Below are 22,057 nucleotides of genomic sequence, written 5' to 3'. Positions count from 1 at the left end.
GTATGGCGTGTGTTAACGCTCAGGATAGAGGATGAGTGGTGGAAAATGAAGCGAAGAGGGGCGCTAAGCGGGGGATCTTTACGTTGCCTTACGTTTAACGCATCGCCTGTCCGACGGACAGGCGATGCGCGTCACAGTATGGGTATTACTGACGGAACGGATTGCTGCCGCTGCTCTGGGTGGTCCGTGCGGACGCCGGTTTCACCGCTGCGGTAGTGTTGCCGTAGCCATCGGCGGTGGCATCCTGCTGTGGATTTTCCGGAGCGACGCTGTCTGCGGAGGTGGGGATCGGTTTGCCCAGCGTGTTGTTCAGGGCGACCAGATCCTGCTCGTTCAGGGTACCTAACGCCGACTTAATGTTCAGCTCGTTGATCAGGTAGTTATAGCGCGCATTGGAGAGCTGCTGCTTGGCGTTATACAGCGTGGTGGTGGCGTCGAGGACGTCAACGATGGTACGCGTACCCACCGAGTAGCCTGCTTCCATCGCATCCAGGGAGCTTTGCGCAGAGACCACCGCCTGTTTGTAGGCATTGATGCTGCTGATGGAGGCGTTCACGTTGTTAAACGACGAACGTACAGTCTGCACGACGCTGCGGTGGGCGCTTTCCAGCTGCTCGCTGGCGCCAACGAAGTTGTATTGCGCCTGTTTGACCTGCGAGGTCACCGCGCCACCCTGATACAGTGGCAGAGAGAAGTTCAGGCCGATTTGGTTCTGCCCGGCATCGTTATCCTGGTATTGCTGAGGATTATTATGGGTTTTTGAACCACTGTAGCTAGTATTCGATACCCCACTCGACGCGGATAGGCTGAGCGTCGGCAAATGCCCGTCCTGCGCCTGGCGAATCTGCTCGCGAGCCAGGTCCTGGTTCAGACGCGCCTGCAGCAGCGACAGGTTGCGGTTCTCCGCTTCCTTCAGCAGGGCGTTGACCGCCTGCGGCTTGTTGGTTTTGAAGCCATTCACATTCAGCGAGGCCAGCTCCGGATAGTAGTTACCGGTGACCTGGCGCAGTTCTTCGACGGCGTTGTCGAGATCGTTACGCGCGGTGACTTCGTTCGCCAGCACGGCGTCGTATTGTGAACGGGCGTTCTGTACGTCAGTGATCGCCACCAGGCCTACGTTAAAGCGCTGCGTGGTTTGATCCAACTGGCGGTAAATGGCCTGTTTCTGCGCTTCGGTATAGGAGAGCGTGTCGATGGCGGCCAGCACTTTAAAATAGGCCGTCGCGGTATTCAGAATCAGCGTTTGCTGATCGGTCTGATACGTGACATCCTGAATGCCTGCCGTTTTTTCCTGCAGCGTCAGGGCGCGCCATTTCGACATATCAAACAGAACCTGCGTTAACTGCAGCGAGCCGCTGGTGACGTTTGAATTGATGCCGTTGCTGTCGCGATAGCCATTGTTATAGGTATAATCCGCTCCCAGCCCAAGCTGAGGCAGTAATGGACTGCGCGCTTCATTGATCTTTTCGAACGCGGCGTCACGATCGGCTGCCGATTTACGCAGATCGGGGTTGCTGATGCGCGCCTGCTGGTAAACCTGAAGCAGGTTTTCCGCCTGGCTCATGGCGCTGAACCCGGTCAGGCTCAGGCCGATAAGAATGGGGAGCAATTTCTTCATTTGCATTCCTTGTTGTGAAGCATTTAGCGCTGGTCTAATTCTAAGAAAAATTCCGCTGATTGTATCGATTCTGCCGCCGTAAAAAGTTGGCGTTACGTGCCATCCGGCGGTAATTTGCACCAATCTAACATACGGACCGTAAAACGGTAGCCAAACGGTCTGGAAATCCCTAATTTCGGATTAGCAGGACATGACAATGAGCAAACCCATTCAGCAGGGAATTACCTTCTTCAAAAATGATGTAGAAATTATTGCACGCGAAACGCTGTATCGTGGTTTTTTTTCGCTCGATTTATACCGTTTTCGCCACCGCCTGTTTAACGGCGGCATGAGCGGCGAAGTCACCCGTGAAATTTTTGAGCGCGGGCATGCCGCCGTCTTGCTACCCTTTGACCCGGTGCGGGACGAAGTGGTGCTCGTCGAACAAATCCGTATTGCCGCCTATGATACCAGCGAGAGCCCGTGGCTGCTCGAAATGGTCGCCGGCATGATCGAAGCGGGGGAAACGGTGGAAGACGTTGCCCGTCGGGAAGCGCTGGAGGAGGCCGGACTTGAAGTCGGGCGGACGAAACCAATATTAAGCTATCTGGCCAGTCCTGGCGGCACCAGCGAACGGTTATCGATCCTGGTGGGAGAAGTTGATGCATCCACGGCAAAAGGCATTCACGGCCTGGCCGAGGAAAACGAGGATATTCGGGTGCATGTGGTGAGCCGGGAACAGGCTTACCAGTGGGTAGAAGAGGGGAAAATCGATAACGCAGCCTCTGTCATCGCCTTGCAATGGCTGCAATTGCATTATCACAATTTACGAAACGAGTGGACAAAATGAAGCGTTATACACCTGACTTCCCTGAGATGATGCGCCTGTGCGAGACCAACTTCGCGCAGTTGCGCCGCCTGTTGCCGCGAACGGATGCAGCGGGTGAGAAGGTAAGTTATCAGGTGGGAAGCGCGCAGTATCGGTTAACGATAGTTGAATCGACCCGCTACACTACTCTGGTGGCGATAGAACAGACTCTGCCTGCGGTAAGCTACTGGAGCCTGCCGTCGATGACCGTTCGCCTCTACCATGACGCCATGGTGGCCGAAGTGTGTTCGAGTCAGCAGATCTTTCGCTTCAAAGCGCGGTATGATTATCCTAATAAAAAGTTGCATCAACGCGACGAAAAGCATCAAATTAACCAGTTTCTGGCCGACTGGCTGCGTTACTGTTTAGCACATGGAGCGATGGCGATTCCGGTTTGTTAGCGTCGTTAAACCTAAGGACACCATTTGGAAAGCCTGTTAAACCTACCTCTGGCTGGTGAGGCCAGAGTCAGGATCTTACAAATTACTGATACTCACCTGTTTGCTGAAAAACATGAAACGTTGTTAGGCATTAATACCTGGGAAAGTTATCAGGCCGTACTGTCGGCTATTCATGCCTCACAGCGTCCATGCGATCTGATTGTCGCAACAGGCGATCTGGCGCAGGACCACTCCTCCGCGGCCTATCAGCATTTTGCTGAGGGTATCGCGAGTTTTGCTGCACCCTGCGTCTGGCTACCGGGTAACCATGATTTCCAGCCGGCGATGTACAGTACGCTGCAGGCGTCAGGCATTTCACCCGCCAAGCGCGTGTTTCTCGGTGACCACTGGCAGATCCTGCTGCTGGACAGCCAGGTGTTTGGCGTTCCCCATGGCGAGCTGAGCGACTTCCAGCTGGAGTGGCTCGAACACAAGCTGGCAGAAGCGCCGGAGCGTTATACCTTACTCCTGCTGCACCACCATCCGCTGCCTGCTGGCTGTAGCTGGCTGGACCAACACAGCCTGCGCAACGCTGGCGCGCTGGACCGCGCGCTGAGCGCCTGGCCGCGGGTGAGACATCTGCTGTGCGGCCATATTCATCAGGAGCTGGATCTGGACTGGAATGGCCGGCGCATGATGGCGACGCCGTCGACCTGCGTCCAGTTCAAACCACACTGCGCCAATTTCACTCTGGATACCGTCTCACCCGGCTGGCGCTGGCTGGAGCTGCATCCTGACGGGACGCTGACCACCGAAGTGTGCCGCCTGGAAGGCGCCGAGTTCCACCCGGATATTGCTTCAGAAGGCTACTGATGGCGACGCTTCTTTATCTGCACGGCTTTAACAGTTCCCCGCGCTCGGCGAAGGCGATGGCGTTAAAGACCTGGCTGTCGCAGCAGCACCCCGACATCACCATGGTGGTACCGGAGCTGCCGCCTTATCCGGCTGAAACAGCAGAGCTGCTGGAATCCATTGTGCTGGAGCATGGCGGCGAGCCACTCGGGGTTGTGGGGTCGTCGCTGGGCGGCTACTACGCGACCTGGCTGTCGCAGTGCTTTATGGTGCCGGCGGTGGTCGTCAACCCGGCGGTGCGCCCGTTTGAACTGCTGAACAATTTTCTCGGCCACAATGAGAATCCATACACCGGGCAGCAATATGTGCTAGAGTCTCGCCATATTTACGATCTCAAGGTCATGCAAATCGACCCGCTTGAAGCGCCGGATTTACTCTGGCTGCTGCAGCAGACCGGGGATGAAGTGCTTGATTACCGCCAGGCCGTTCATTACTACGCCTCCTGCCGGCAAACGGTGGAGGAGGGCGGTAATCACGCATTTGTCGGCTTTGACGATCATTTCACTCAGATTATCGAATTTCTCGGCCTGTGCTAAACGGCCCTGAACGACCTACGAATACACACCATGACGCAATCTTCATATAACGCTGATGCCATTGAGGTACTCACCGGGCTAGAGCCGGTGCGCCGCCGTCCGGGCATGTATACCGACACCACCCGTCCTAACCATCTTGGTCAGGAAGTTATTGATAACAGTGTCGATGAAGCGCTGGCAGGCCACGCCAAACGCGTGGAAGTTATCCTTCATGCCGACCAGTCCCTGGAAGTCATTGACGACGGGCGCGGCATGCCGGTCGACATTCACCCGGAAGAAGGGGTGCCGGCGGTTGAGCTGATCCTCTGCCGACTGCACGCGGGCGGTAAGTTTTCCAACAAAAACTACCAGTTTTCCGGCGGCCTGCACGGGGTGGGGATCTCGGTGGTCAACGCCCTGTCAAAACGCGTAGAGGTAACGGTTCGTCGCGACGGTCAGGTCTACAGCATCGCCTTTGAAAACGGTGAAAAAGTAGAAGATCTGCACGTCACTGGTACCTGTGGCAAACGCAATACCGGGACCAGCGTCCATTTCTGGCCGGACGAAAGCTTCTTCGACAGCCCGCGTTTCTCCGTTTCGCGTTTGACCCATCTGTTAAAAGCGAAAGCGGTGCTGTGTCCCGGCGTGGAAATCGTGTTTCGCGATCAGGTCAACGACAGCGAGCAGCGCTGGTGCTATGCCGATGGCCTTAACGACTACCTGTGCGAAGCCGTAAACGGCCTGCCGCTGCTGCCGGAAAAACCGTTCGTCGGCACCTTCTCCGGCGAGACGGAAGCCGTGGACTGGGCGCTGCTGTGGCTGCCGGAAGGCGGCGAATTGCTGACCGAAAGCTACGTCAACCTGATCCCGACCATGCAGGGCGGGACGCACGTTAACGGTCTGCGTCAGGGACTGCTGGATGCGATGCGCGAGTTCTGCGAATACCGTAATATCCTGCCGCGCGGCGTGAAGCTGTCAGCGGAAGATATCTGGGATCGCTGCGCCTACGTGCTGTCGGTGAAAATGCAGGATCCGCAGTTCGCCGGGCAAACCAAAGAGCGTCTGTCGTCGCGCCAGTGCGCGGCATTCGTCTCCGGCGTGGTGAAAGATGCCTTCAGTCTGTGGCTGAACCAGAACGTACAGGCTGCCGAACTGCTGGCGGAGATGGCTATCTCCAGCGCCCAGCGTCGTCTGCGCGCCGCCAAGAAAGTGGTGCGTAAAAAGCTGACCAGCGGTCCGGCATTGCCGGGTAAGCTGGCAGACTGCACCGCCCAGGACCTGAACCGCACCGAGCTGTTCCTCGTCGAAGGGGACTCGGCGGGCGGTTCTGCCAAGCAGGCGCGCGATCGCGAATATCAGGCGATCATGCCGCTGAAAGGCAAGATCCTGAATACCTGGGAAGTCTCGTCCGATGAAGTGTTAGCTTCGCAAGAAGTGCACGACATTTCGGTGGCGATTGGTATTGACCCGGATAGCGATGATTTAAGCCAGCTGCGCTACGGCAAAATTTGTATTCTGGCGGATGCCGATTCCGATGGCCTGCACATTGCCACCCTGCTGTGCGCGCTGTTTGTGAGACATTTCCGTACCCTGGTGAAAGAGGGGCACGTCTACGTCGCGCTGCCGCCGCTGTACCGTATCGATCTCGGTAAAGAGGTCTACTACGCGCTGACGGAAGAAGAAAAAACCGGCGTGCTGGAGCAGCTGAAGCGTAAGAAGGGCAAGCCAAACGTCCAGCGCTTTAAAGGTCTGGGTGAGATGAACCCAATGCAGCTGCGGGAAACCACGCTTGATCCGAATACCCGCCGGCTGGTGCAACTGGTGATCAGCGATGAGGATGAGCAGCAGACCACGGCGATGATGGACATGCTGCTGGCCAAGAAGCGTTCCGAAGACCGTCGCAACTGGCTGCAGGAGAAGGGCGATATGGCGGATCTGGAAGTGTAAGTCTGTACGCTGCGCCTGACGTAAAAGGGAGCCTCAGGCTCCCTTTTTCATTTCACGACTGCGTCGGCGGGCTTAGACGCCAGGCTGCAGGATACGGATGGTGGTCTCCAGCACATCGCCTTTGACCGCTTCCGACCAGGCTTTCATGTGCGGCGTTTGCAGGTGCGCTTCAAGATGCGCGACGCTTTCCCACTGCTCCACCATGACGATAGAGTCGGGGGCCGTGGTCTGGAAGCTGACGCCGGCGGCATGATCTACCATGGGCGCGTAGCCGTGGCAGCCGGCCTCCTGCAAAACGGTCGGAATGATTTTCGCGAACTGATCGAGAACCGCCTGACGGTGGTGCTGGCCCGGGCGGGTACGGATTTCTGCAATCACTGTTAACATGGTTAACTCAACTCCTTCTGTGTGTATCTCGTCATACTCCAGGTTCGAATAACTCGAAATATGTAGAGCGTAGACCTGTAGTTAACCAAAAATTTCCGCCAGATGCTTGCGATATTCTGCGATATACCGTGGGACATCAGGCATTTTAATCACGTCGTTGGCGATAAAGGTCGGCAGCGCTTCCATTCCCAGGAACTGGTTAGCCTTATGGAACGGCAGGTAAACGCCGTCAACGCCGACGCCGTGGAAGAACTGGTCTTCGTCGGTGAAGGCTTCCATCGGCGCGTTCCAGGTCAGGGAGAGCATATATTTTTTCCCCTGCACCAGGCCGCCGGAGCCATATTTTTTGCTGGCGTCGGAGCGGGTACGACCGTCGCTGGCGTACAGCGAGCCGTGGCCTTCGGTAAAGACATCATCCATATATTTCTTCACCGTCCACGGGGCGCCCATCCACCAGCCCGGCATCTGCCAGATCACCACATCGGCCCAGAGGAAATTCTGCACTTCTGCTTTTACGTCGTACTCGCTTTCGGCGCGAACGCTTTTAACATCGTGCCCGGCGTCGCGCAGATAACTCTCCGCGACCTCGGTCAGGGTGTCGTTCAGCTGGCCATTCGAGTGCGCGAACTTTTTTGCGCCATTGATAATCAGGATGTTGCTCATCATTTGTCCTCAATCTTGAAAATTTGCCGATGATCTTACCCCGCGAAGCGGGGCAGTAAAATGAGCAAAATGTGCAAAGTCTTTTGCCAAATGAGCAATAATCTCGCTACCAGTACACGCGGGCTTCGAAGCCGCCGTCGCGCGCGTTGGCGAAATCAACCTGCATGCCGTGCAGCGAGGCGATGCGTCGGACGATAGACAGGCCCAGGCCGCTGCCCGGCGCGTCCTGCCCCGGCGGGCGATAAAAACGCTCGCCGATGCGCGCCAGCGCCTGCGGGTTAATGCCTGGGCCGTTATCACGCACCCGAAACTCGCGGGCGTTGAGGGTGATATCAACCTGGCTGCCGCGCGGGCTATAGCGTACGGCATTATCCAGCAGGTTGCGCACCAGCAGGCTGAGCAGCAGCGGCTGGCCGGTGTGAACGATATGACTGGCATTCAGGTGTAGGCGTAGTTCAATGGCGGACTGCTGCGCATGGTGATACATCTCCATGACCGCCGACTGCAGCAGGTCGTCGATGGCGACCGGCTGCACGTCGTCCAGTTGGGCGAGTGAGTCCAGCCGCGACAGCGTCAGCAGTTGATCGACCAGCCGGGTGGCGCGATCGATCCCCTGGTGGAGCTGGGCCAGCGCTTTCTCACGTCCTTCTGCATCGTCCATAGAGAGCTGGGCGACGTCGGTCTGTACCTTCAGCGCCGCCAGCGGGCTGCGCAGCTCATGGGCGGCATCAGAGGTAAACCGACGTTCGCGCAGCATGGCGTCATGGGTGCGCTGGAACAGCTGATTCAGAGCCTCGACCAGCGGGCGGACTTCGGAGGGGATCTTCTCCACGCTGAGCGATTCCGCTGAGTCCGGCGCGCGCAGGCGCAGCGTGCGCGCCAGCTTTTTCAACGGCGCCAGTTCGCGGCTTAACAGCACGATAAGCAGCACGAACATCAGCGGCAGGGCGATCATCCACGGGGTGAGCTGCGAGGTCACGATATCCATCGCCATTTCGCGCCGATAATCCCACTCCTGACCGACGACGATGCGATGGCGACCGTCGTCGGTGGTTAGCCACAGGAAGCGCCATTCGTCATCATCGCCGCGCAGGTAGCCATTGCTGAACCCCTCGCGCTGCGAGCTCCACTGGATATCCTCCCCGTTCTCGCCGTCGTTGAGCACCATGGTGCCGTCGCGGGTGAAGATGGCGAACGCCAGCGCGTCGTCGTCGATGTGTCCATGCCGCACCTTTTTCTTTTCACCGAGCGATTCGGGCGGGGCGCGGAGTTCATCGAAATGCATGGCGCTCAGGCGGCGGGCGAACAGCAACTGCTGGGTATCGAACAGCTTATCCAGCTTTTTGCTGGTTTGCTGCCAGGCGATCACGCTGGCGACGCCCCAGGCGGCCGCGGTCAGCACAGCAAACAGCAGCGTCAGACGGACGCGCAGGCTCAGGCGGGCAAGTCGTTTCATGCGTCACCCAGGGTATAGCCGATGCCGTGGACGGTGCGGATAAATCCGCTACCGAGTTTGCGGCGCAGATGATGGACGTGAACTTCCACGGCGTTGCTGGAAACCTCGTCGTCCCAGGTGTAGAGCTTTTCTTCGATAAGCTTGCGCGGCAGTACGCGACCGGCGTTACGCAGCAGCAGTTCCAGCAGGGCGAACTCTTTCGGCTTTAGCACCAGGCTCTCGCCGTCGAGGCTGGCGGTTAAGCGGTTCGGGTCGAGGCTCACCTTGCCGTGGCGCAGCTCGCTGCTGCTCTGGCCGTGCGCGCGGCGGATCAACGCTTCGAGGCGCGCCGCCACTTCAATCAGGGCGAAAGGCTTGCACAGATAGTCATCGGCGCCGAGCCGTAGCCCCTCCACTCGCTGGCTGAGCGCATCGCGGGCGGTAAGGATCAGCACTGGCTCATGGCGGCCCTTGTCTCGCCATTCGCGCAGAATATCGAGGCCATCGATGCCGGGGAGCGTGAGATCCAGGATTGCGGCGTCGTAGGGGGCGCTATATAAGGCATTTTTGCCCTCCAGCCCGGCGGTAAACCAGTCAATGCTGAAGCCCATTTTGCTCAGCCCGGCTTTGATGCCGTCGCCGATCAGCTTGTCATCTTCCACCAGTAATATGCGCATGTTTCCCTCCGACGATCCTGTTTCTTTGCGCAGTAAACCGCGTTGAAGCGGGTGATGTACAGCATTAAAATTTCTTTTTTCCGCTTAAGAAGTCGTTAAGTTTTGTCGGGCGTAATAGGAGCCATATCAACACGAAGGGAGAACACATCATGAAGAAAATTGCTGCGATGACCGCGATCGTTGCCCTGGTTTCCATGCCGGTGCTGGCTGCCGAACAGGGCGGGTTTACCGGTCCTTCTTCGACCACGCAGGTCAGTTCCACCGCGCAGGCTGGCGGATTCACCGGCCCGAGCGGCGCGGTGACCACCGTCGCCAATGCCAAATCGCTGCGGGACGATACCTGGGTGACCCTGCGCGGCAAGATAACCGAGCGCATTTCTGACGATCTGTATAAATTCCAGGATGCTTCCGGGGTGATCAATGTCGATATCGACCACAAGCGCTGGAACGGCGTGACCGTCGGCCCGCAGGACACAGTAGAAATTCAGGGGGAAGTCGATAAGGACTGGAACTCAGTAGAAATCGACGTTAAACAGATCCGTAAAATCGCGCCATAAGGCTTCGTCAGATAAGCGCAAGATCGGTCAGGCATCGCGATCCTCGCTCTGTCAGAGTATGTCGCGAGGAGGAGACGATGAACGATATTAAGGCCAGCCCGGCGTATGTCGGGCGCTTCCAGCGTGTCTGTAGGTACATTGCGCGCCATCTTGATGAGCCGCTGTCGCTGGAGACGCTGAGCGCGATAGCGCACAGTTCGCCTTACCATTTTCACCGGCAATTTAGCGCTTATACCGGCATTCCATTGTACCGGTATATTCAGTGGTTGCGTCTGCGACGCGCCTGTTGGCGCCTGGCGTTCAACCCCCGCGATAAAGTCATCGATATTGCCCTTGATGCCGGATTTCAGAATGCGGAGTCGTTCAGTCGTGCCTTCCGTACCGCGTTTGACCAAAGCCCGACCCAATTCCGTCAGCAACCGGACTGGGCCGAGTGGCATCGACGCGTACCGAAACATACGCTACAGGAGCAAACGTCGATGGACGTCAATATCATTTCCTTCCCCACCACCCGGATAGCCGTACTGCAACATCGCGGCAGCCCGGACCTTGTCAACACCACCGCCGCGCGTTTTATCGCCTGGCGTAAGACGAGCGGATTATCGCCCGTCGCCACCAGCGATACCTGGGGTATCGCCTGGGACGATCCGCAGACCACCCCGCAGGAGGCATTTCGTTTTGATATCTGCGGTACGGTCGCTGGGCCGGTCGGTGAAAACGCCTTTGGCGTGATTAACGGCGAAATCCCCGGCGGACGCTGCGCCGTCGTGCGCCATCACGGCTCGCTGGACACGCTGGCGAACAGCGTTTGGTTTCTCTATCGCGACTGGTTACCCGCGTCAGGCGAGACGTTACGGGATTTTCCGGTGTACTTCCGTTACCTCAATTTTGTCCATGAGGTGGCTGAGCATGAACTGCAAACCGATATTTATCTGCCGCTGGCCTGATTAAGCGTGACGGAATCCTCAGCCGATCTCACGGCCTGTGACTCAGGGCGTGAGATCGGGTATTATCGCGGGTAGTTTTGCCGTCCGAACGGTCGGTACCCAGATTGAGGATTCACGATTAATGAGCGATATGGCAGAGCGCCTTGCGCTGCATGAATTTACGGAAAATGCTTACCTGAACTACTCCATGTACGTGATCATGGACAGGGCATTACCGTTTATTGGCGATGGCTTAAAACCGGTCCAGCGTCGCATCGTCTACGCGATGTCCGAGCTGGGGCTGAACGCCAGCGCGAAATTCAAAAAGTCCGCCCGCACCGTCGGCGACGTGTTGGGTAAATATCACCCGCACGGCGACAGCGCCTGCTATGAAGCGATGGTGCTGATGGCGCAGCCGTTCTCTTACCGTTACCCGCTGGTAGACGGGCAGGGAAACTGGGGTGCGCCGGACGATCCGAAATCCTTCGCCGCCATGCGTTACACCGAGTCCCGCCTGTCGAAGTATGCTGAACTGCTGCTCAGCGAGCTGGGACAGGGAACGGTCGACTGGGTACCAAACTTTGACGGGACGCTGCAGGAGCCGAAAATGCTGCCTGCGCGTCTACCGAACATCCTGCTTAATGGCACCACCGGCATCGCGGTGGGTATGGCCACTGATATTCCGCCGCACAACCTGCGTGAAGTGGCCAAAGCGGCTATTACCCTGATTGAGCAGCCGAAAACGACTCTCGACGAACTGCTGGATATCGTGCAGGGGCCGGATTTCCCGACCGAGGCGGAGATCATCACCTCGCGGGCGGAAATTCGCAAAATCTACCAGAACGGACGCGGCTCAGTGCGCATGCGCGCGGTGTGGAGCAAAGAGGACGGCGCGGTGGTGATTAGCGCGCTGCCGCACCAGGTTTCCGGCGCCAAAGTGCTGGAGCAGATTGCGGCGCAGATGCGCAATAAAAAGCTGCCGATGGTTGACGATCTGCGCGACGAATCGGACCACGAAAACCCGACCCGTCTGGTGATCGTCCCGCGCTCCAACCGGGTGGATATGGAACAGGTGATGAACCACCTGTTTGCCACTACCGATCTGGAAAAAAGCTACCGCATCAACCTCAATATGATCGGCCTCGACGGACGCCCGGCGGTGAAAAACCTGCTGGAGATCCTCAGCGAGTGGCTGGTGTTCCGTCGCGATACCGTGCGTCGCCGTCTGAACCATCGGTTAGAGAAAGTGCTTAAGCGCCTGCATATCCTTGAAGGTTTGCTGGTGGCGTTTCTCAATATCGATGAAGTGATCGAGATCATCCGCACCGAAGATGAACCGAAGCCAGCCCTGATGTCGCGCTTTGGCATCAGCGAAACCCAGGCGGAAGCGATTCTGGAATTAAAACTGCGCCACCTCGCCAAACTGGAAGAGATGAAGATCCGCGGCGAGCAGGACGAGCTGGAAAAAGAGCGCGACCAGCTGCAGGCGATTCTGGCTTCTGAGCGTAAAATGAACAACCTGCTGAAAAAAGAGCTGCAGGCTGATGCCGATGCTTTCGGTGACGAACGCCGCTCGCCGCTTCACGAACGTGAAGAAGCGAAAGCGATGAGCGAGCATGATATGCAGCCGTCTGAGCCAGTGACTATCGTTCTGTCGCAGATGGGCTGGGTGCGGAGCGCCAAAGGGCACGACATCGACGCTCAGGGCTTGAGCTATAAAGCGGGCGACAGCTGGAAGGCCTCGGCGAAAGGCAAGAGCAACCAGCCGGTGGTGTTTATCGATACCACCGGGCGCAGCTATGCCATCGATCCGATTACCCTGCCTTCCGCGCGTGGCCAGGGCGAGCCGCTTACCGGTAAGCTGACTCTGCCGCCGGGGGCGACCGTGGAACATATGCTGATGGAAAGCGACGATCGTAAGCTGCTGATGGCTTCCGACGCGGGCTACGGTTTTGTCTGCACCTTCAACGATCTGGTGGCGCGCAACCGTGCCGGTAAAGCGCTGATCACCCTGCCTGACAACGCGCACGTGATGCCGCCGCTGGTGATTGAGGACGAGTCCGATATGCTGCTGGCCATCACGGCAGCCGGACGGATGCTGATGTTCCCGGTGAGCGATCTACCGCAGCTGTCGAAAGGCAAGGGCAACAAAATTATCAGCATTCCTGCGGCGGAAGCCGCCGCCGGGCAGGATGGCCTGGCGCATCTGTTTATCCTGCCACCGCAGAGCACGCTCACCATCCATGTTGGCAAACGGAAAATCAAACTGCGTCCGGAAGAGCTGCAAAAAGTCACCGGCGAGCGTGGTCGCCGCGGTTCGCTGATGCGCGGGCTGCAGAAGATCGACCGTGTTGAAATCGACTCGCCGCGCCGCGCCGCGGCAGGCGATAGTGAAGAGTAAACGCCACTCCTCCCGTCTTTGACGGGAGGAGGCGAAAAAATGCCGCAAAATCGTTGTTTATTCAGGCGTTGCGATTAACAATGTCCATCACCAGGGACCCAGGAAGAACGGTCCCGGCCTGCGCAGAACTGATGAGCCTGCCTTCTGTCAGCAGCGAATAATTCTAAGCGGTTTGGGTTTTAGAGGTAGCTATGCTATTCATTTTTCGAGTAATTTTCGTGGTCATTTATTGCATCGTGGTGTGCATACTTGGCTGTCTGTACTGCTTGTTCAGCCCGCGTAATCCAAAACATGTTGCCACTTTCGGCCATCTGTTTGGCCGCTTATCTCCGGTATTTGGCCTGAAGGTGGAACTGCGCAAACCTGCTGATGCGGAAAGCTATGGCAACGCGATCTACATCGCTAACCACCAGAACAACTATGATATGGTGACGGCGTCGAACATCGTGCAGCCGCCGACGGTCACCGTAGGTAAAAAAAGCCTGCTGTGGATCCCGTTCTTTGGCCAGCTCTACTGGCTGACGGGCAACCTGCTGATTGACCGTAATAACCGAACCAAAGCGCATGGCACCATTGCTGAAGTGGTGAATGCCTTTAAAAAGCGTAAAATTTCGTTCTGGATGTTCCCGGAAGGGACCCGCAGTCGCGGCCGCGGCCTGCTGCCTTTTAAAACCGGCGCCTTTCACGCGGCGATCGCCGCCGGAGTGCCGATTATTCCGGTGTGCGTGTCCAACACATCGAACAAAATTAAGCTCAACCGCTGGAACAACGGTCTGGTGATTGTTGAGATGCTGCCGCCGGTGGATACCAGCCAGTTCGGTAAAGACAACGTGCGCGCGCTGGCGACGCATTGCCGCGAGCTGATGGCCGCCAAAATTGCTGAGCTGGACAACGAAGTGGCCGCGCGCGAAGCGGCTAAAAAGTCATAAGACAGGAAACGCCGCCAACGCGCGCGTATTGCTGGCGGGAAACGAATTCCCTTTTTCATTTGTCAGTATGTCATGGAGTTAATATGTCACTCAGTCGGCGTCAGTTTATTAAGGCTTCCGGCGTAGCGCTGTGCGCTGGCGCCGCGCCGCTGAAAGCCCATGCCGCCGGCCAGCAGCTTGCGCTGCCGGTTCCGCCGCTGCTGGAATCGCGTCGCGGTCAGCCGCTGTTTCTGACGCTGCAGCGTTCGCACTGGTCGTTTACGCCAGGCACTCGCGCCCCCGTCTGGGGGATCAATGGCCGCTACATGGGGCCGACGATCCGCGTCTGGAGCGGGGACGACGTCAAGCTTATCTACAGCAACCGTCTGACTGAGAATGTCGCGATGACCATCCGCGGTCTGCAGGTGCCTGGCCCGCTGATCGGCGGCGCGGCGCGTATGATGTCGCCGAACGCCGACTGGGCGCCGGTGCTGCCTATCCGCCAGAGCGCTGCCACCTTGTGGTATCAGGCCAACACGCCGAACCGGATGGCGAAGCAGGTATACAACGGCCTGGCCGGCATGTGGCTGGTGGAAGATGAGGTCAGCAAGAACCTGCCAATCCCTAACCACTACGGCGTTGATGACTTCCCGGTGATTATTCAGGACAAGCGGCTGGATAACTTCGGCACGCCGGAATATAGCGAACCGGGGAGCGGCGGCTTCGTTGGCGATACGCTGCTGGTTAACGGCGTGCAGAGCCCCTATGTCGAAGTGTCGCGCGGCTGGGTGCGCCTGCGCCTGCTGAACGCCTCCAACTCCCGGCGCTATCAGCTGCAGATGAGCGATGGCCGACTGCTGCATGTGATTTCCGGGGATCAGGGGTTCCTGCCGGCGCCGGTCTCGCTCAAGCAGCTGTCGCTGGGGCCGGGGGAACGGCGTGAAATTCTGGTCGATATGACCAACGGCGATGAAGTGTCCATTACCTGCGGAGAAGCGGCGAGTATTGTCGACCGTATCCGCGGCTTTTTTGAACCGTCAAGCATCCTGGTCTCCACGCTGGTGTTGACCCTGCGGCCGACCGGGCTGCTGCCGCTGGTCACCGACAGTCTGCCGGTGCGTCTGCTGCCGACCGAACTGCTCTCCGGCACGCCGATCCGCAGCCGGGATATCACCCTTGGCGACGATCCGGGCATCAACGGCCAGCTGTGGGATCCGCAGCGTATCGATATCACGGCGCAACAGGGGACCTGGGAGCGCTGGACGGTGCGCGCCGACCGCCCGCAGTCGTTCCATATTGAAGGGGTGATGTTCCAGATCCGTAACGTCAACGGCTCGTCGCCCTTCCCGGAAGATCGCGGCTGGAAGGACACCGTGTGGGTCGACGGGCAGGTTGAACTGCTGGTCTACTATGCTCAGCCGTCGTGGCCGCACTTCCCGTTCCAGTATCTGAGCCAGACGCTGGAGCTTGCCGACCGCGGCTCGATCGGCCAGATGCTGGTGAATCCCGCGCCGTAATCTCTTCAACCCTGGCCGGAACACGGTCAGGGTTTGAGAAAATCCTCCTTCATTTCCACTATCATTCCGGCTTATAATCCACGCCCTTTTGGTTATTTTTTTATCATTTCCCCCGGAAGCAATATGAGCGCAATATCCCTGATCCAACCGGATCGTGACCTTTTTTCCTGGCCGCAATACTGGGCTGCCTGTTTTGGCCCTGCGCCATTTTTACCGATGTCGCGTGAAGAGATGGACCAACTTGGCTGGGATAGCTGCGACATTATTCTGGTGACCGGCGACGCCTACGTCGACCACCCGAGCTTCGGGATGGCCATCTGCGGCCGTATGCTGGAAGCGCAGGGGTTCCGGGTGGGGATCATTTCCCAGCCGGACTGGAACAGCAAAGACGACTTTATGCGCCTGGGTAAGCCGAACCTGTTCTTCGGCGTGACCGCGGGCAATATGGACTCGATGATCAACCGCTACACCGCCGACCGTAAGCTGCGCCATGACGATGCTTACACCGCCGGCAACGTGGCGGGTAAACGCCCGGACCGCGCCACCCTGGTCTACACCCAGCGCTGTAAAGAGGCGTGGAAAGACGTGCCGGTGATCCTTGGCGGCATCGAGGCCAGCCTGCGCCGTACCGCGCATTATGATTACTGGTCCGATACCGTGCGCCGCTCGGTGCTGGTGGACTCCAAGGCCGATATGCTGATGTTCGGCAACGGCGAGCGTCCGCTGGTGGAAGTCGCGCATCGCCTGGCGATGGGCGAAACCATCGACCAGATCCGCGATGTGCGCAATACCGCCATCATGGTGAAAGAGGCGCTGCCGGGCTGGAGCGGCGTCGATTCCACCCGCCTGGATACGCCTGGCAAAATTGATCCCATCCCGCATCCGTACGGTGAGGATCTGCCGTGTGCCGATAACAAGCCGGTTGCGCCGAAAAAGCAGGAAGCCAAAAGCATCACCGTGCAGCCGCCGCGGCCCAAACCGTGGGAAAAGACCTATGTGCTGCTGCCTTCCTTCGAGAAGGTGAAAGGCGATAAGGTCCTGTACGCTCACGCTTCGCGTATTCTGCACCATGAAACCAACCCCGGCTGCGCCCGGGCGCTGATGCAAAAGCATGGCGAACGCTATATCTGGATCAACCCGCCGGCAATCCCGCTCTCGACTGAAGAGATGGACAGCGTCTTCGCGCTGCCGTACAAGCGTGTGCCGCATCCTGCTTACGGCGACGCGCGTATCCCGGCGTATGAGATGATCCGTTTCTCGATCAACATCATGCGCGGCTGCTTCGGCGGCTGTTCGTTCTGCTCAATCACCGAGCACGAAGGGCGCATTATCCAGAGCCGTTCAGAAGATTCGATCATTAATGAAATCGAAGCCATTCGCGACACGGTGCCCGGCTTTACCGGGGTGATCTCCGATCTCGGCGGACCAACGGCCAACATGTATATGCTGCGCTGCAAATCGCCACGCGCCGAGCAGACCTGCCGCCGTCTCTCCTGCGTCTACCCGGATATCTGCCCGCACATGGATACCAACCATGAGCCGACGATCAATCTTTACCGTCGCGCCCGTGAGCTGAAGGGCATTAAGAAGATCCTCATTGCCTCTGGCGTACGCTATGACATCGCCGTCGAAGATCCGCGCTATATCAAAGAGCTGGCGACCCACCACGTCGGCGGCTATCTGAAGATCGCCCCGGAGCATACCGAAGAGGGGCCGCTGTCGAAGATGATGAAGCCGGGGATGGGCAGCTACGACCGCTTTAAAGAATTGTTTGATACCTATTCGAAGCAGGCGGGTAAAGAACAGTATCTGATCCCGTACTTTATCTCCGCTCACCCGGGGACCCGTGATGAAGATATGGTGAACCTGGCGCTGTGGCTGAAGAAACATCGCTTCCGTCTCGACCAGGTGCAGAACTTCTATCCGTCGCCGTTGGCGAACTCGACCACCATGTATTACACCGGCAAGAACCCGCTGGGCAAGATTGGCTATAAGAGCGAAGAGGTGGTGGTGCCGAAGGGCGATAAACAGCGCCGTCTGCATAAAGCGCTGCTGCGCTATCACGATCCGGCAAACTGGCCACTGATCCGTCAGGCGCTGGAGGCGATGGGTAAAAAGCACCTGATTGGCTCACGCCGCGACTGCCTGGTGCCTGCCCCGACGCTGGATGAGATGCGCGAAGCGCGTCGCCAGAACCGCCATACCCGTCCGGCGCTGACCAAGCACACGCCGATTGTACATCAGCGTTCTAACGGTGAAACGACGGCGAAAAAACCGGTCAAACGCGGTAAAGTCGCCGGGCGTTAAGCCTGACGTTGTGCCCGGTAGCGCTTTGCTGACCGGGCCAGTTGGAGAGCCGGATAAGCGTCAGCGCTATCCGGCTTTTTTATATGTTAGCCGCCAAACTGATCCGGATCGGGCCCTAAACGCTTGCCCTGGTCCAGCTTCGCGATTTCGCTGAGTTCGTCTTTGTCGAGACGGAAATCCCAGACGTTAAAGTTTTCCGCGATACGCGACGGCGTCACTGATTTCGGGATCACCACCAGACCGCTATCAAGATGCCAGCGGATGACGATTTGCGCCGGCGTTTTGCCGTACTTATCGGCGAGCTGGTGGATGACTTTCTGATCGAACACCCCTTTACCGCCCTGGGCCAGCGGGCTCCAGGATTCGGTCTGGATCTTGTGGGTGGCGTTCCAGGCATGCAGCTGACGCTGCTGCAGCAGCGGATGGAGCTCAATCTGGTTGATCACCGGTGCGACGCCGGTTTCATCAATCAGCTTCTGCAGATGCGGGACCTGGAAATTACACACGCCGATGCTTTTCGCCAGCCCCTGCTGCTGCAGCTCGATCAGCGCCTGCCAGGCTTCGACGTAATGGCCGATCGCCGGCACCGGCCAGTGGATTAAGTAGAGATCCACATAGTCGAGCTTCAGCTTGCTGAGGCTCTCTTTCAGCGCCTCGTGCGGCCGTTTTTGATCGTCGTTCCACAGCTTGGTGGTGATGAACAGCTCATCGCGATTGACGCCTGCGCTGTGCAGCGCGTTGCCGACGCCGGCCTCATTTTGGTACGCGGCGGCGGTGTCAAAAGAGCGATAACCGACTTCCAGCGCCTTATGAATGGCGGAGACGACTTCCTCGTTGCCAGCTTTCCACACGCCGAGACCCAGCTGCGGCATCAGGTTGCCGTCGTGTAGTTTTATAACGGTTGGATGTGTCATGCCTTCCTCCTGTTAATGAACTCGGCGAGGCAGAATCCGCCGAGGGGTAGCATTAAGTCTGGACGAAATAGCTAAAAACGGTAGTAAAAACACCTCTCCCCGACGTTTGTTTAACGTAAGGAGAGGTGAATCAGGCGGGGTTAAATTAGCGAGCAGCCTCGTAAATACGGCGGCTGACGTCCAGGGTGATATCCTGATGTTCGCCCAGTTTGGTCATGCCGTGCTCTTCCAGTTTCGCCAGCAGCGCCGGGATGGAGCTACCGTCGAGACCGTAATCGGAGAGGCGGGTCGGCACCCCCATCTGCTCGAAGAAACTACGGGTTGCGGCAATAGCGGCATCGATACGCTGTTCTTCGGAGCCCTCGGTGATATTCCATACGCGCTCGGCATACTGCAGCAGCTTCGCGCGCTTGGTATCGCGTTTCTCATTCCACAGCGCCGGCAGCACGATAGCCAGCGTCTGGGCGTGATCCAGACCATGCATCGCCGTCAGTTCGTGGCCGAGCATATGGGTCGCCCAGTCCTGCGGTACGCCAGCGCCGATAAGACCGTTCAGCGCCTGAGTCGCCGCCCACATAATATTAGCGCGCACGTCGTAGTTCTCTGGTTCCTGCAGCGCTTTCGGGCCATCTTCCACCAGCGTCAGCAGAATGCCTTCGGCGAAACGGTCCTGAATTTTGCCGTCAACCGGGTAGGTGACGTACTGTTCAACGGTATGGACGAAGGCGTCAACCACGCCGTTGGCGACCTGGCGCGGTGGCAGAGTGTAGGTGTAAACCGGGTCGAGGATCGCGAACTGTGGCTGGACGTGCGAAGACATAAACGCGCGTTTGTCGCCGGTGGTTTTCCGCGAAATCACCGCCCCTTTGTTTGATTCAGAACCGGTCGCTGGCAGAGTCAGAACCGAACCCATTGGAATGGCGCTGGCGATCTTACTGCCGTAAGTTTCCAGAATTTCCCATGGATCGATAGCGGCGTCGTAATGGGCCGCCGCGGCGATGAACTTGGTGCCATCCAGTACTGAACCGCCGCCGACCGCCAGCAGGAAGGTGACCTTCTCTTCACGGGCGAGCTTCACGGCGTTCATCAGAGTTTCGTAAGACGGGTTCGGCTCGATGCCGCCAAATTCAAGGACATCCAGGCCATTCAGGGCGGTGAGTACCTGATCCAGGACGCCCGTTTTTTTCACGCTGCCGCCGCCGTAGGTGATCAGTACGCGAGCCTCCGCCGGGATCTGTTCACGCAGCTTTTCAATCGCGCCTTTGCCAAACAGAATGCGGGTTGGGGTATGCAGGTCAAAATTATTCATTGCTAGTGTCCTCAAAAGAGTAAAACCGCCGACAGGGACGATACCGCTGCCAGATGACGGTTATTGTGGTCCTGGCGCCGTTGACCCTCAATGCACATTTCTGCCGATGTCTTGCCTATTTCTCCATGTGGCTGGAGAATTCTCGCCAGCCTGCGCACAATGTATGGGTGAAGAAACATCGGGAGAGGCGGTGGCAATGCAACACGCACAGATATGCCAGATATTGACAGAGAAGATTAACCAGCTGAAAGATAAGCACGAACTGTTAAGTTCGCTGCTGCCTGACGTCCGCCTGCTGTATGGGACGCAGCCGGGTACCCGGACGCCGGTGATGTATCAGCCGGGGATCGTTTTTCTCTTTTCCGGCCATAAAATTGGTTATATCAATGAGCGGACTTTTCGCTACGACACAAATGAATATCTGCTGCTGACCGTGCCGCTGCCCTTCGAATGCGAAACCTTTGCCACCCCGGAGGTGCCCCTCGCCGGGATGCGTCTGAACGTCGATATCCTGCAACTGCAGGAGCTGCTGATGGATATTGGCGAGGATCCGCTGTTTCAGCCCGCCGTCGCCTCCAGCGGAATAAATTCGGCAGTGCTTTCCGAAGATATTTTATGCGCTGCCGAACGGCTGCTCGACGTCATGGATCGTCCGCTGGACGCGCGCATTCTTGGCAAGCAGATTATCCGTGAAATCCTCTACTATGTGCTGACGGGCCCCTGCGGCGGCGCACTGCTGGCGTTGGTCAGCCGACAGACCCATTTCAGTTTGATAAGTCGCGTGCTGAAACACATCGAGAGCCAGTACACCGAAAACCTGAGCGTCGATCGGCTGGCGGCAGAGGCGAATATGAGCGTCTCGGCGTTTCACCATAATTTTAAATCGGTGACCAGTACTTCACCGCTGCAGTATTTGAAAACCTACCGTTTGCACAAGGCGCGCATGCTGATGATCCATGACGGCATGAAGGCCAGCGCGGCGGCGATGCGGGTGGGGTATGAAAGTCCTTCGCAGTTCAGCCGCGAGTTTAAGCGCTACTTCGGTATGACGCCCGGGGAAGATGCCGCACGAATTCGCACGATGCAGGGCATGTAATATCGGGAAGGGCAAGCCGGGCGGGCGCAGGCCCCCCGGCAGGTGGCCGTCAGGCGCTGCAGTATTTCTTTTTGATCACCACGAACAGCGTGCCGAGCAGGCCCGCCAGCAGCAGAGCAATCGGCAGGATCATCAGGCAGGTCATGACCTGATCTTCATGGCGCTTCACAAACGGGATCATGCTCAGCGCATAGCCGAGACCCGTGACCACACCAACCCACAGCAGGGCGCTCAGCCAGTTGAAGAACTGAAAGCGGCGGTTCGGCAGGCCGGAAATCCCCGCCATGGTTGGCAGCAGGGTGCGGACAAATGCCAGAAAGCGGCCCGCGAGCAGCGCCAGCAGGCCGTGGCGATCAAACATACAGGTGGCGCGCTGATGGTACTTATGCGGCAGATGCGCCAGCCAGCCTTTCACCGTTTGCGTATTGCCCAGCCAGCGCCCTTGCACATAGCTCAACCAGCAGCCGAGGCTGGCGGCGGCGGTCAGAATGGCGATAGTGGGCACAAAGTCCATGACGCCTTTAGCAATCAGCGCGCCGGCGAGCAGCAGCAGGCTGTCCCCCGGTAAAAAGGACGCGGGCAGCAGCCCGTTTTCCAGAAACAGGGTGGCGAACATAACCAGATATACAACGCCCACAACGTGAGGGTTCGCCAATGCGGCAAAATCATGTTGCCACAACGCGGCGACAATCTCTTGAATGACAACCATGGACTTTCCTAAGTGGTACCGTATTGTTGACT

General features: G+C 58.0%; 20 protein-coding genes. 12 read left to right on the top strand and 8 right to left on the bottom strand.

Translation table 11 applies throughout. The features are described from left to right. Positions 1–145 precede the first annotated feature (145 nt). Positions 146–1,618 (bottom strand): outer membrane channel protein TolC, encoded by a 1,473-nt coding sequence (gene tolC / locus A1WC_RS04050; RefSeq protein ID WP_008806517.1) that lies wholly within the window; start codon positions 1,616–1,618, stop codon positions 146–148. A gap of 196 nt (positions 1,619–1,814) precedes the next feature. On the opposite strand from tolC, the gene nudF reads away from it, so the two are divergent. From nudF to parE, 5 genes are read left to right on the top strand one after another with little or no spacing between them, the layout of a single operon-like run. Further along, a complete protein-coding gene (gene nudF, locus A1WC_RS04055) occupies positions 1,815–2,447 on the top strand; it encodes an ADP-ribose diphosphatase (RefSeq protein ID WP_008806516.1) in 633 nt (210 codons plus the stop codon). Beyond that, entirely contained in the window at positions 2,444–2,866 is a 423-nt protein-coding gene (locus A1WC_RS04060; protein ID WP_002916847.1) for a DUF1249 family protein, read from the top strand. Before nudF ends, A1WC_RS04060 begins: the two co-directional genes overlap by 4 nt. Before the next feature lie 24 nt (positions 2,867–2,890). Next, the gene (gene cpdA, locus A1WC_RS04065) at positions 2,891–3,718 is read left to right on the top strand and encodes a 3',5'-cyclic-AMP phosphodiesterase (protein ID WP_008806515.1); all 828 of its coding nucleotides are present in this window, start codon (positions 2,891–2,893) and stop codon (positions 3,716–3,718) included. After that, entirely contained in the window at positions 3,718–4,293 is a 576-nt protein-coding gene (gene yqiA / locus A1WC_RS04070; protein ID WP_008806514.1) for an esterase YqiA, read from the top strand. Before cpdA ends, yqiA begins: the two co-directional genes overlap by 1 nt. 30 nt (positions 4,294–4,323) lie before the next feature. Then, positions 4,324–6,219: a DNA topoisomerase IV subunit B gene (gene parE / locus A1WC_RS04075; protein ID WP_008806513.1), complete on the top strand. Its 1,896-nt coding sequence runs from the start codon at positions 4,324–4,326 to the stop codon at positions 6,217–6,219. 72 nt (positions 6,220–6,291) lie between these two features. On the opposite strand, the gene A1WC_RS04080 is transcribed toward parE, so the two are convergent. The 4 genes from A1WC_RS04080 to qseB all read right to left on the bottom strand — a co-directional run bounded on the left by A1WC_RS04080 (position 6,292) and on the right by qseB (position 9,381). Further along, a complete protein-coding gene (locus tag A1WC_RS04080) occupies positions 6,292–6,606 on the bottom strand; it encodes a putative quinol monooxygenase (RefSeq protein ID WP_008806512.1) in 315 nt (104 codons plus the stop codon). Between the two features lie 81 nt (positions 6,607–6,687). Then, positions 6,688–7,269: an NAD(P)H-dependent oxidoreductase gene (locus tag A1WC_RS04085; protein ID WP_008806511.1), complete on the bottom strand. Its 582-nt coding sequence runs from the start codon at positions 7,267–7,269 to the stop codon at positions 6,688–6,690. A gap of 106 nt (positions 7,270–7,375) precedes the next feature. Beyond that, positions 7,376–8,725, bottom strand: coding sequence for a quorum sensing histidine kinase QseC (qseC, locus tag A1WC_RS04090; protein ID WP_016161839.1), 1,350 nt, complete (start codon positions 8,723–8,725; stop codon positions 7,376–7,378). After that, positions 8,722–9,381, bottom strand: coding sequence for a quorum sensing response regulator transcription factor QseB (qseB, locus tag A1WC_RS04095; RefSeq protein ID WP_008806509.1), 660 nt, complete (start codon positions 9,379–9,381; stop codon positions 8,722–8,724). The genes qseC and qseB overlap by 4 nt, the downstream gene beginning before the upstream one ends. A gap of 149 nt (positions 9,382–9,530) precedes the next feature. Between qseB and A1WC_RS04100 the strand changes: the two genes are divergently transcribed. The 6 genes from A1WC_RS04100 (at position 9,531) to A1WC_RS04125 (ending at position 17,997) form a co-directional block, all read left to right on the top strand. After that, a complete protein-coding gene (locus tag A1WC_RS04100) occupies positions 9,531–9,938 on the top strand; it encodes a YgiW/YdeI family stress tolerance OB fold protein (protein WP_008806508.1) in 408 nt (135 codons plus the stop codon). A gap of 77 nt (positions 9,939–10,015) precedes the next feature. Beyond that, positions 10,016–10,885 (top strand): AraC family transcriptional regulator, encoded by an 870-nt coding sequence (locus A1WC_RS04105; RefSeq protein ID WP_012967217.1) that lies wholly within the window; start codon positions 10,016–10,018, stop codon positions 10,883–10,885. A 121-nt stretch (positions 10,886–11,006) separates the two neighbouring features. After that, positions 11,007–13,265 (top strand): DNA topoisomerase IV subunit A, encoded by a 2,259-nt coding sequence (gene parC / locus A1WC_RS04110; RefSeq protein ID WP_008806506.1) that lies wholly within the window; start codon positions 11,007–11,009, stop codon positions 13,263–13,265. A 191-nt stretch (positions 13,266–13,456) separates the two neighbouring features. After that, positions 13,457–14,194 carry a 1-acylglycerol-3-phosphate O-acyltransferase gene (plsC, locus tag A1WC_RS04115; protein WP_008806505.1) on the top strand — a complete coding sequence of 246 codons (738 nt, stop codon included), beginning with the start codon at positions 13,457–13,459 and terminating at the stop codon, positions 14,192–14,194. Between the two features lie 83 nt (positions 14,195–14,277). After that, positions 14,278–15,690, top strand: coding sequence for a cell division protein FtsP (gene ftsP, locus A1WC_RS04120; protein ID WP_008806504.1), 1,413 nt, complete (start codon positions 14,278–14,280; stop codon positions 15,688–15,690). Between the two features lie 33 nt (positions 15,691–15,723). Further along, positions 15,724–17,997, top strand: coding sequence for a YgiQ family radical SAM protein (locus A1WC_RS04125; RefSeq protein WP_012540546.1), 2,274 nt, complete (start codon positions 15,724–15,726; stop codon positions 17,995–17,997). Positions 17,998–18,083: 86 nt separating this feature from the next. Here A1WC_RS04125 and dkgA read toward each other — a convergent pair whose 3' ends face one another. Continuing rightward, entirely contained in the window at positions 18,084–18,911 is an 828-nt protein-coding gene (gene dkgA / locus A1WC_RS04130) for a 2,5-didehydrogluconate reductase DkgA (RefSeq protein ID WP_008806502.1), read from the bottom strand. Positions 18,912–19,056: 145 nt separating this feature from the next. Beyond that, complete coding sequence (gene yqhD, locus A1WC_RS04135) at positions 19,057–20,220, bottom strand: alcohol dehydrogenase (RefSeq protein WP_008806500.1); 1,164 nt, start codon at positions 20,218–20,220, stop codon at positions 19,057–19,059. 196 nt (positions 20,221–20,416) lie between these two features. On the opposite strand from yqhD, the gene A1WC_RS04140 reads away from it, so the two are divergent. Further along, entirely contained in the window at positions 20,417–21,316 is a 900-nt protein-coding gene (locus A1WC_RS04140; protein ID WP_012967218.1) for an AraC family transcriptional regulator, read from the top strand. 49 nt (positions 21,317–21,365) lie between these two features. Here the strand turns inward: A1WC_RS04140 and yghB are convergent, their stop codons facing one another. Next, positions 21,366–22,025 (bottom strand): DedA family general envelope maintenance protein YghB, encoded by a 660-nt coding sequence (yghB, locus tag A1WC_RS04145; protein ID WP_004205217.1) that lies wholly within the window; start codon positions 22,023–22,025, stop codon positions 21,366–21,368. Between the last annotated feature and the right edge of the window lie 32 nt (positions 22,026–22,057).

It is taken from the genome of Klebsiella sp. KTE92 (genome assembly GCF_000398905.1).
Taxonomy (GTDB): Bacteria; Pseudomonadota; Gammaproteobacteria; order Enterobacterales; family Enterobacteriaceae; genus Klebsiella; species Klebsiella variicola.
This window is presented reverse-complemented; position numbering and strand designations above follow the sequence as displayed.

Bases quoted from the DNA above. Each gene is read 5' to 3' on its own strand.
- tolC (WP_008806517.1), bottom strand. From the start codon at position 1,618: ATGAAGAAATTGCTCCCCATTCTTATCGGCCTGAGCCTGACCGGGTTC.
- nudF (WP_008806516.1), top strand. From the start codon at position 1,815: ATGAGCAAACCCATTCAGCAGGGAATTACCTTCTTCAAAAATGATGTA.
- A1WC_RS04060 (WP_002916847.1), top strand. From the start codon at position 2,444: ATGAAGCGTTATACACCTGACTTCCCTGAGATGATGCGCCTGTGCGAG.
- yqiA (WP_008806514.1), top strand. From the start codon at position 3,718: ATGGCGACGCTTCTTTATCTGCACGGCTTTAACAGTTCCCCGCGCTCG.
- parE (WP_008806513.1), top strand. From the start codon at position 4,324: ATGACGCAATCTTCATATAACGCTGATGCCATTGAGGTACTCACCGGG.
- A1WC_RS04080 (WP_008806512.1), bottom strand. From the start codon at position 6,606: ATGTTAACAGTGATTGCAGAAATCCGTACCCGCCCGGGCCAGCACCAC.
- A1WC_RS04085 (WP_008806511.1), bottom strand. From the start codon at position 7,269: ATGAGCAACATCCTGATTATCAATGGCGCAAAAAAGTTCGCGCACTCG.
- qseC (WP_016161839.1), bottom strand. From the start codon at position 8,725: ATGAAACGACTTGCCCGCCTGAGCCTGCGCGTCCGTCTGACGCTGCTG.
- qseB (WP_008806509.1), bottom strand. From the start codon at position 9,381: ATGCGCATATTACTGGTGGAAGATGACAAGCTGATCGGCGACGGCATC.
- A1WC_RS04100 (WP_008806508.1), top strand. From the start codon at position 9,531: ATGAAGAAAATTGCTGCGATGACCGCGATCGTTGCCCTGGTTTCCATG.
- A1WC_RS04105 (WP_012967217.1), top strand. From the start codon at position 10,016: ATGAACGATATTAAGGCCAGCCCGGCGTATGTCGGGCGCTTCCAGCGT.
- parC (WP_008806506.1), top strand. From the start codon at position 11,007: ATGAGCGATATGGCAGAGCGCCTTGCGCTGCATGAATTTACGGAAAAT.
- plsC (WP_008806505.1), top strand. From the start codon at position 13,457: ATGCTATTCATTTTTCGAGTAATTTTCGTGGTCATTTATTGCATCGTG.
- ftsP (WP_008806504.1), top strand. From the start codon at position 14,278: ATGTCACTCAGTCGGCGTCAGTTTATTAAGGCTTCCGGCGTAGCGCTG.
- dkgA (WP_008806502.1), bottom strand. From the start codon at position 18,911: ATGACACATCCAACCGTTATAAAACTACACGACGGCAACCTGATGCCG.
- yqhD (WP_008806500.1), bottom strand. From the start codon at position 20,220: ATGAATAATTTTGACCTGCATACCCCAACCCGCATTCTGTTTGGCAAA.
- A1WC_RS04140 (WP_012967218.1), top strand. From the start codon at position 20,417: ATGCAACACGCACAGATATGCCAGATATTGACAGAGAAGATTAACCAG.
- yghB (WP_004205217.1), bottom strand. From the start codon at position 22,025: ATGGTTGTCATTCAAGAGATTGTCGCCGCGTTGTGGCAACATGATTTT.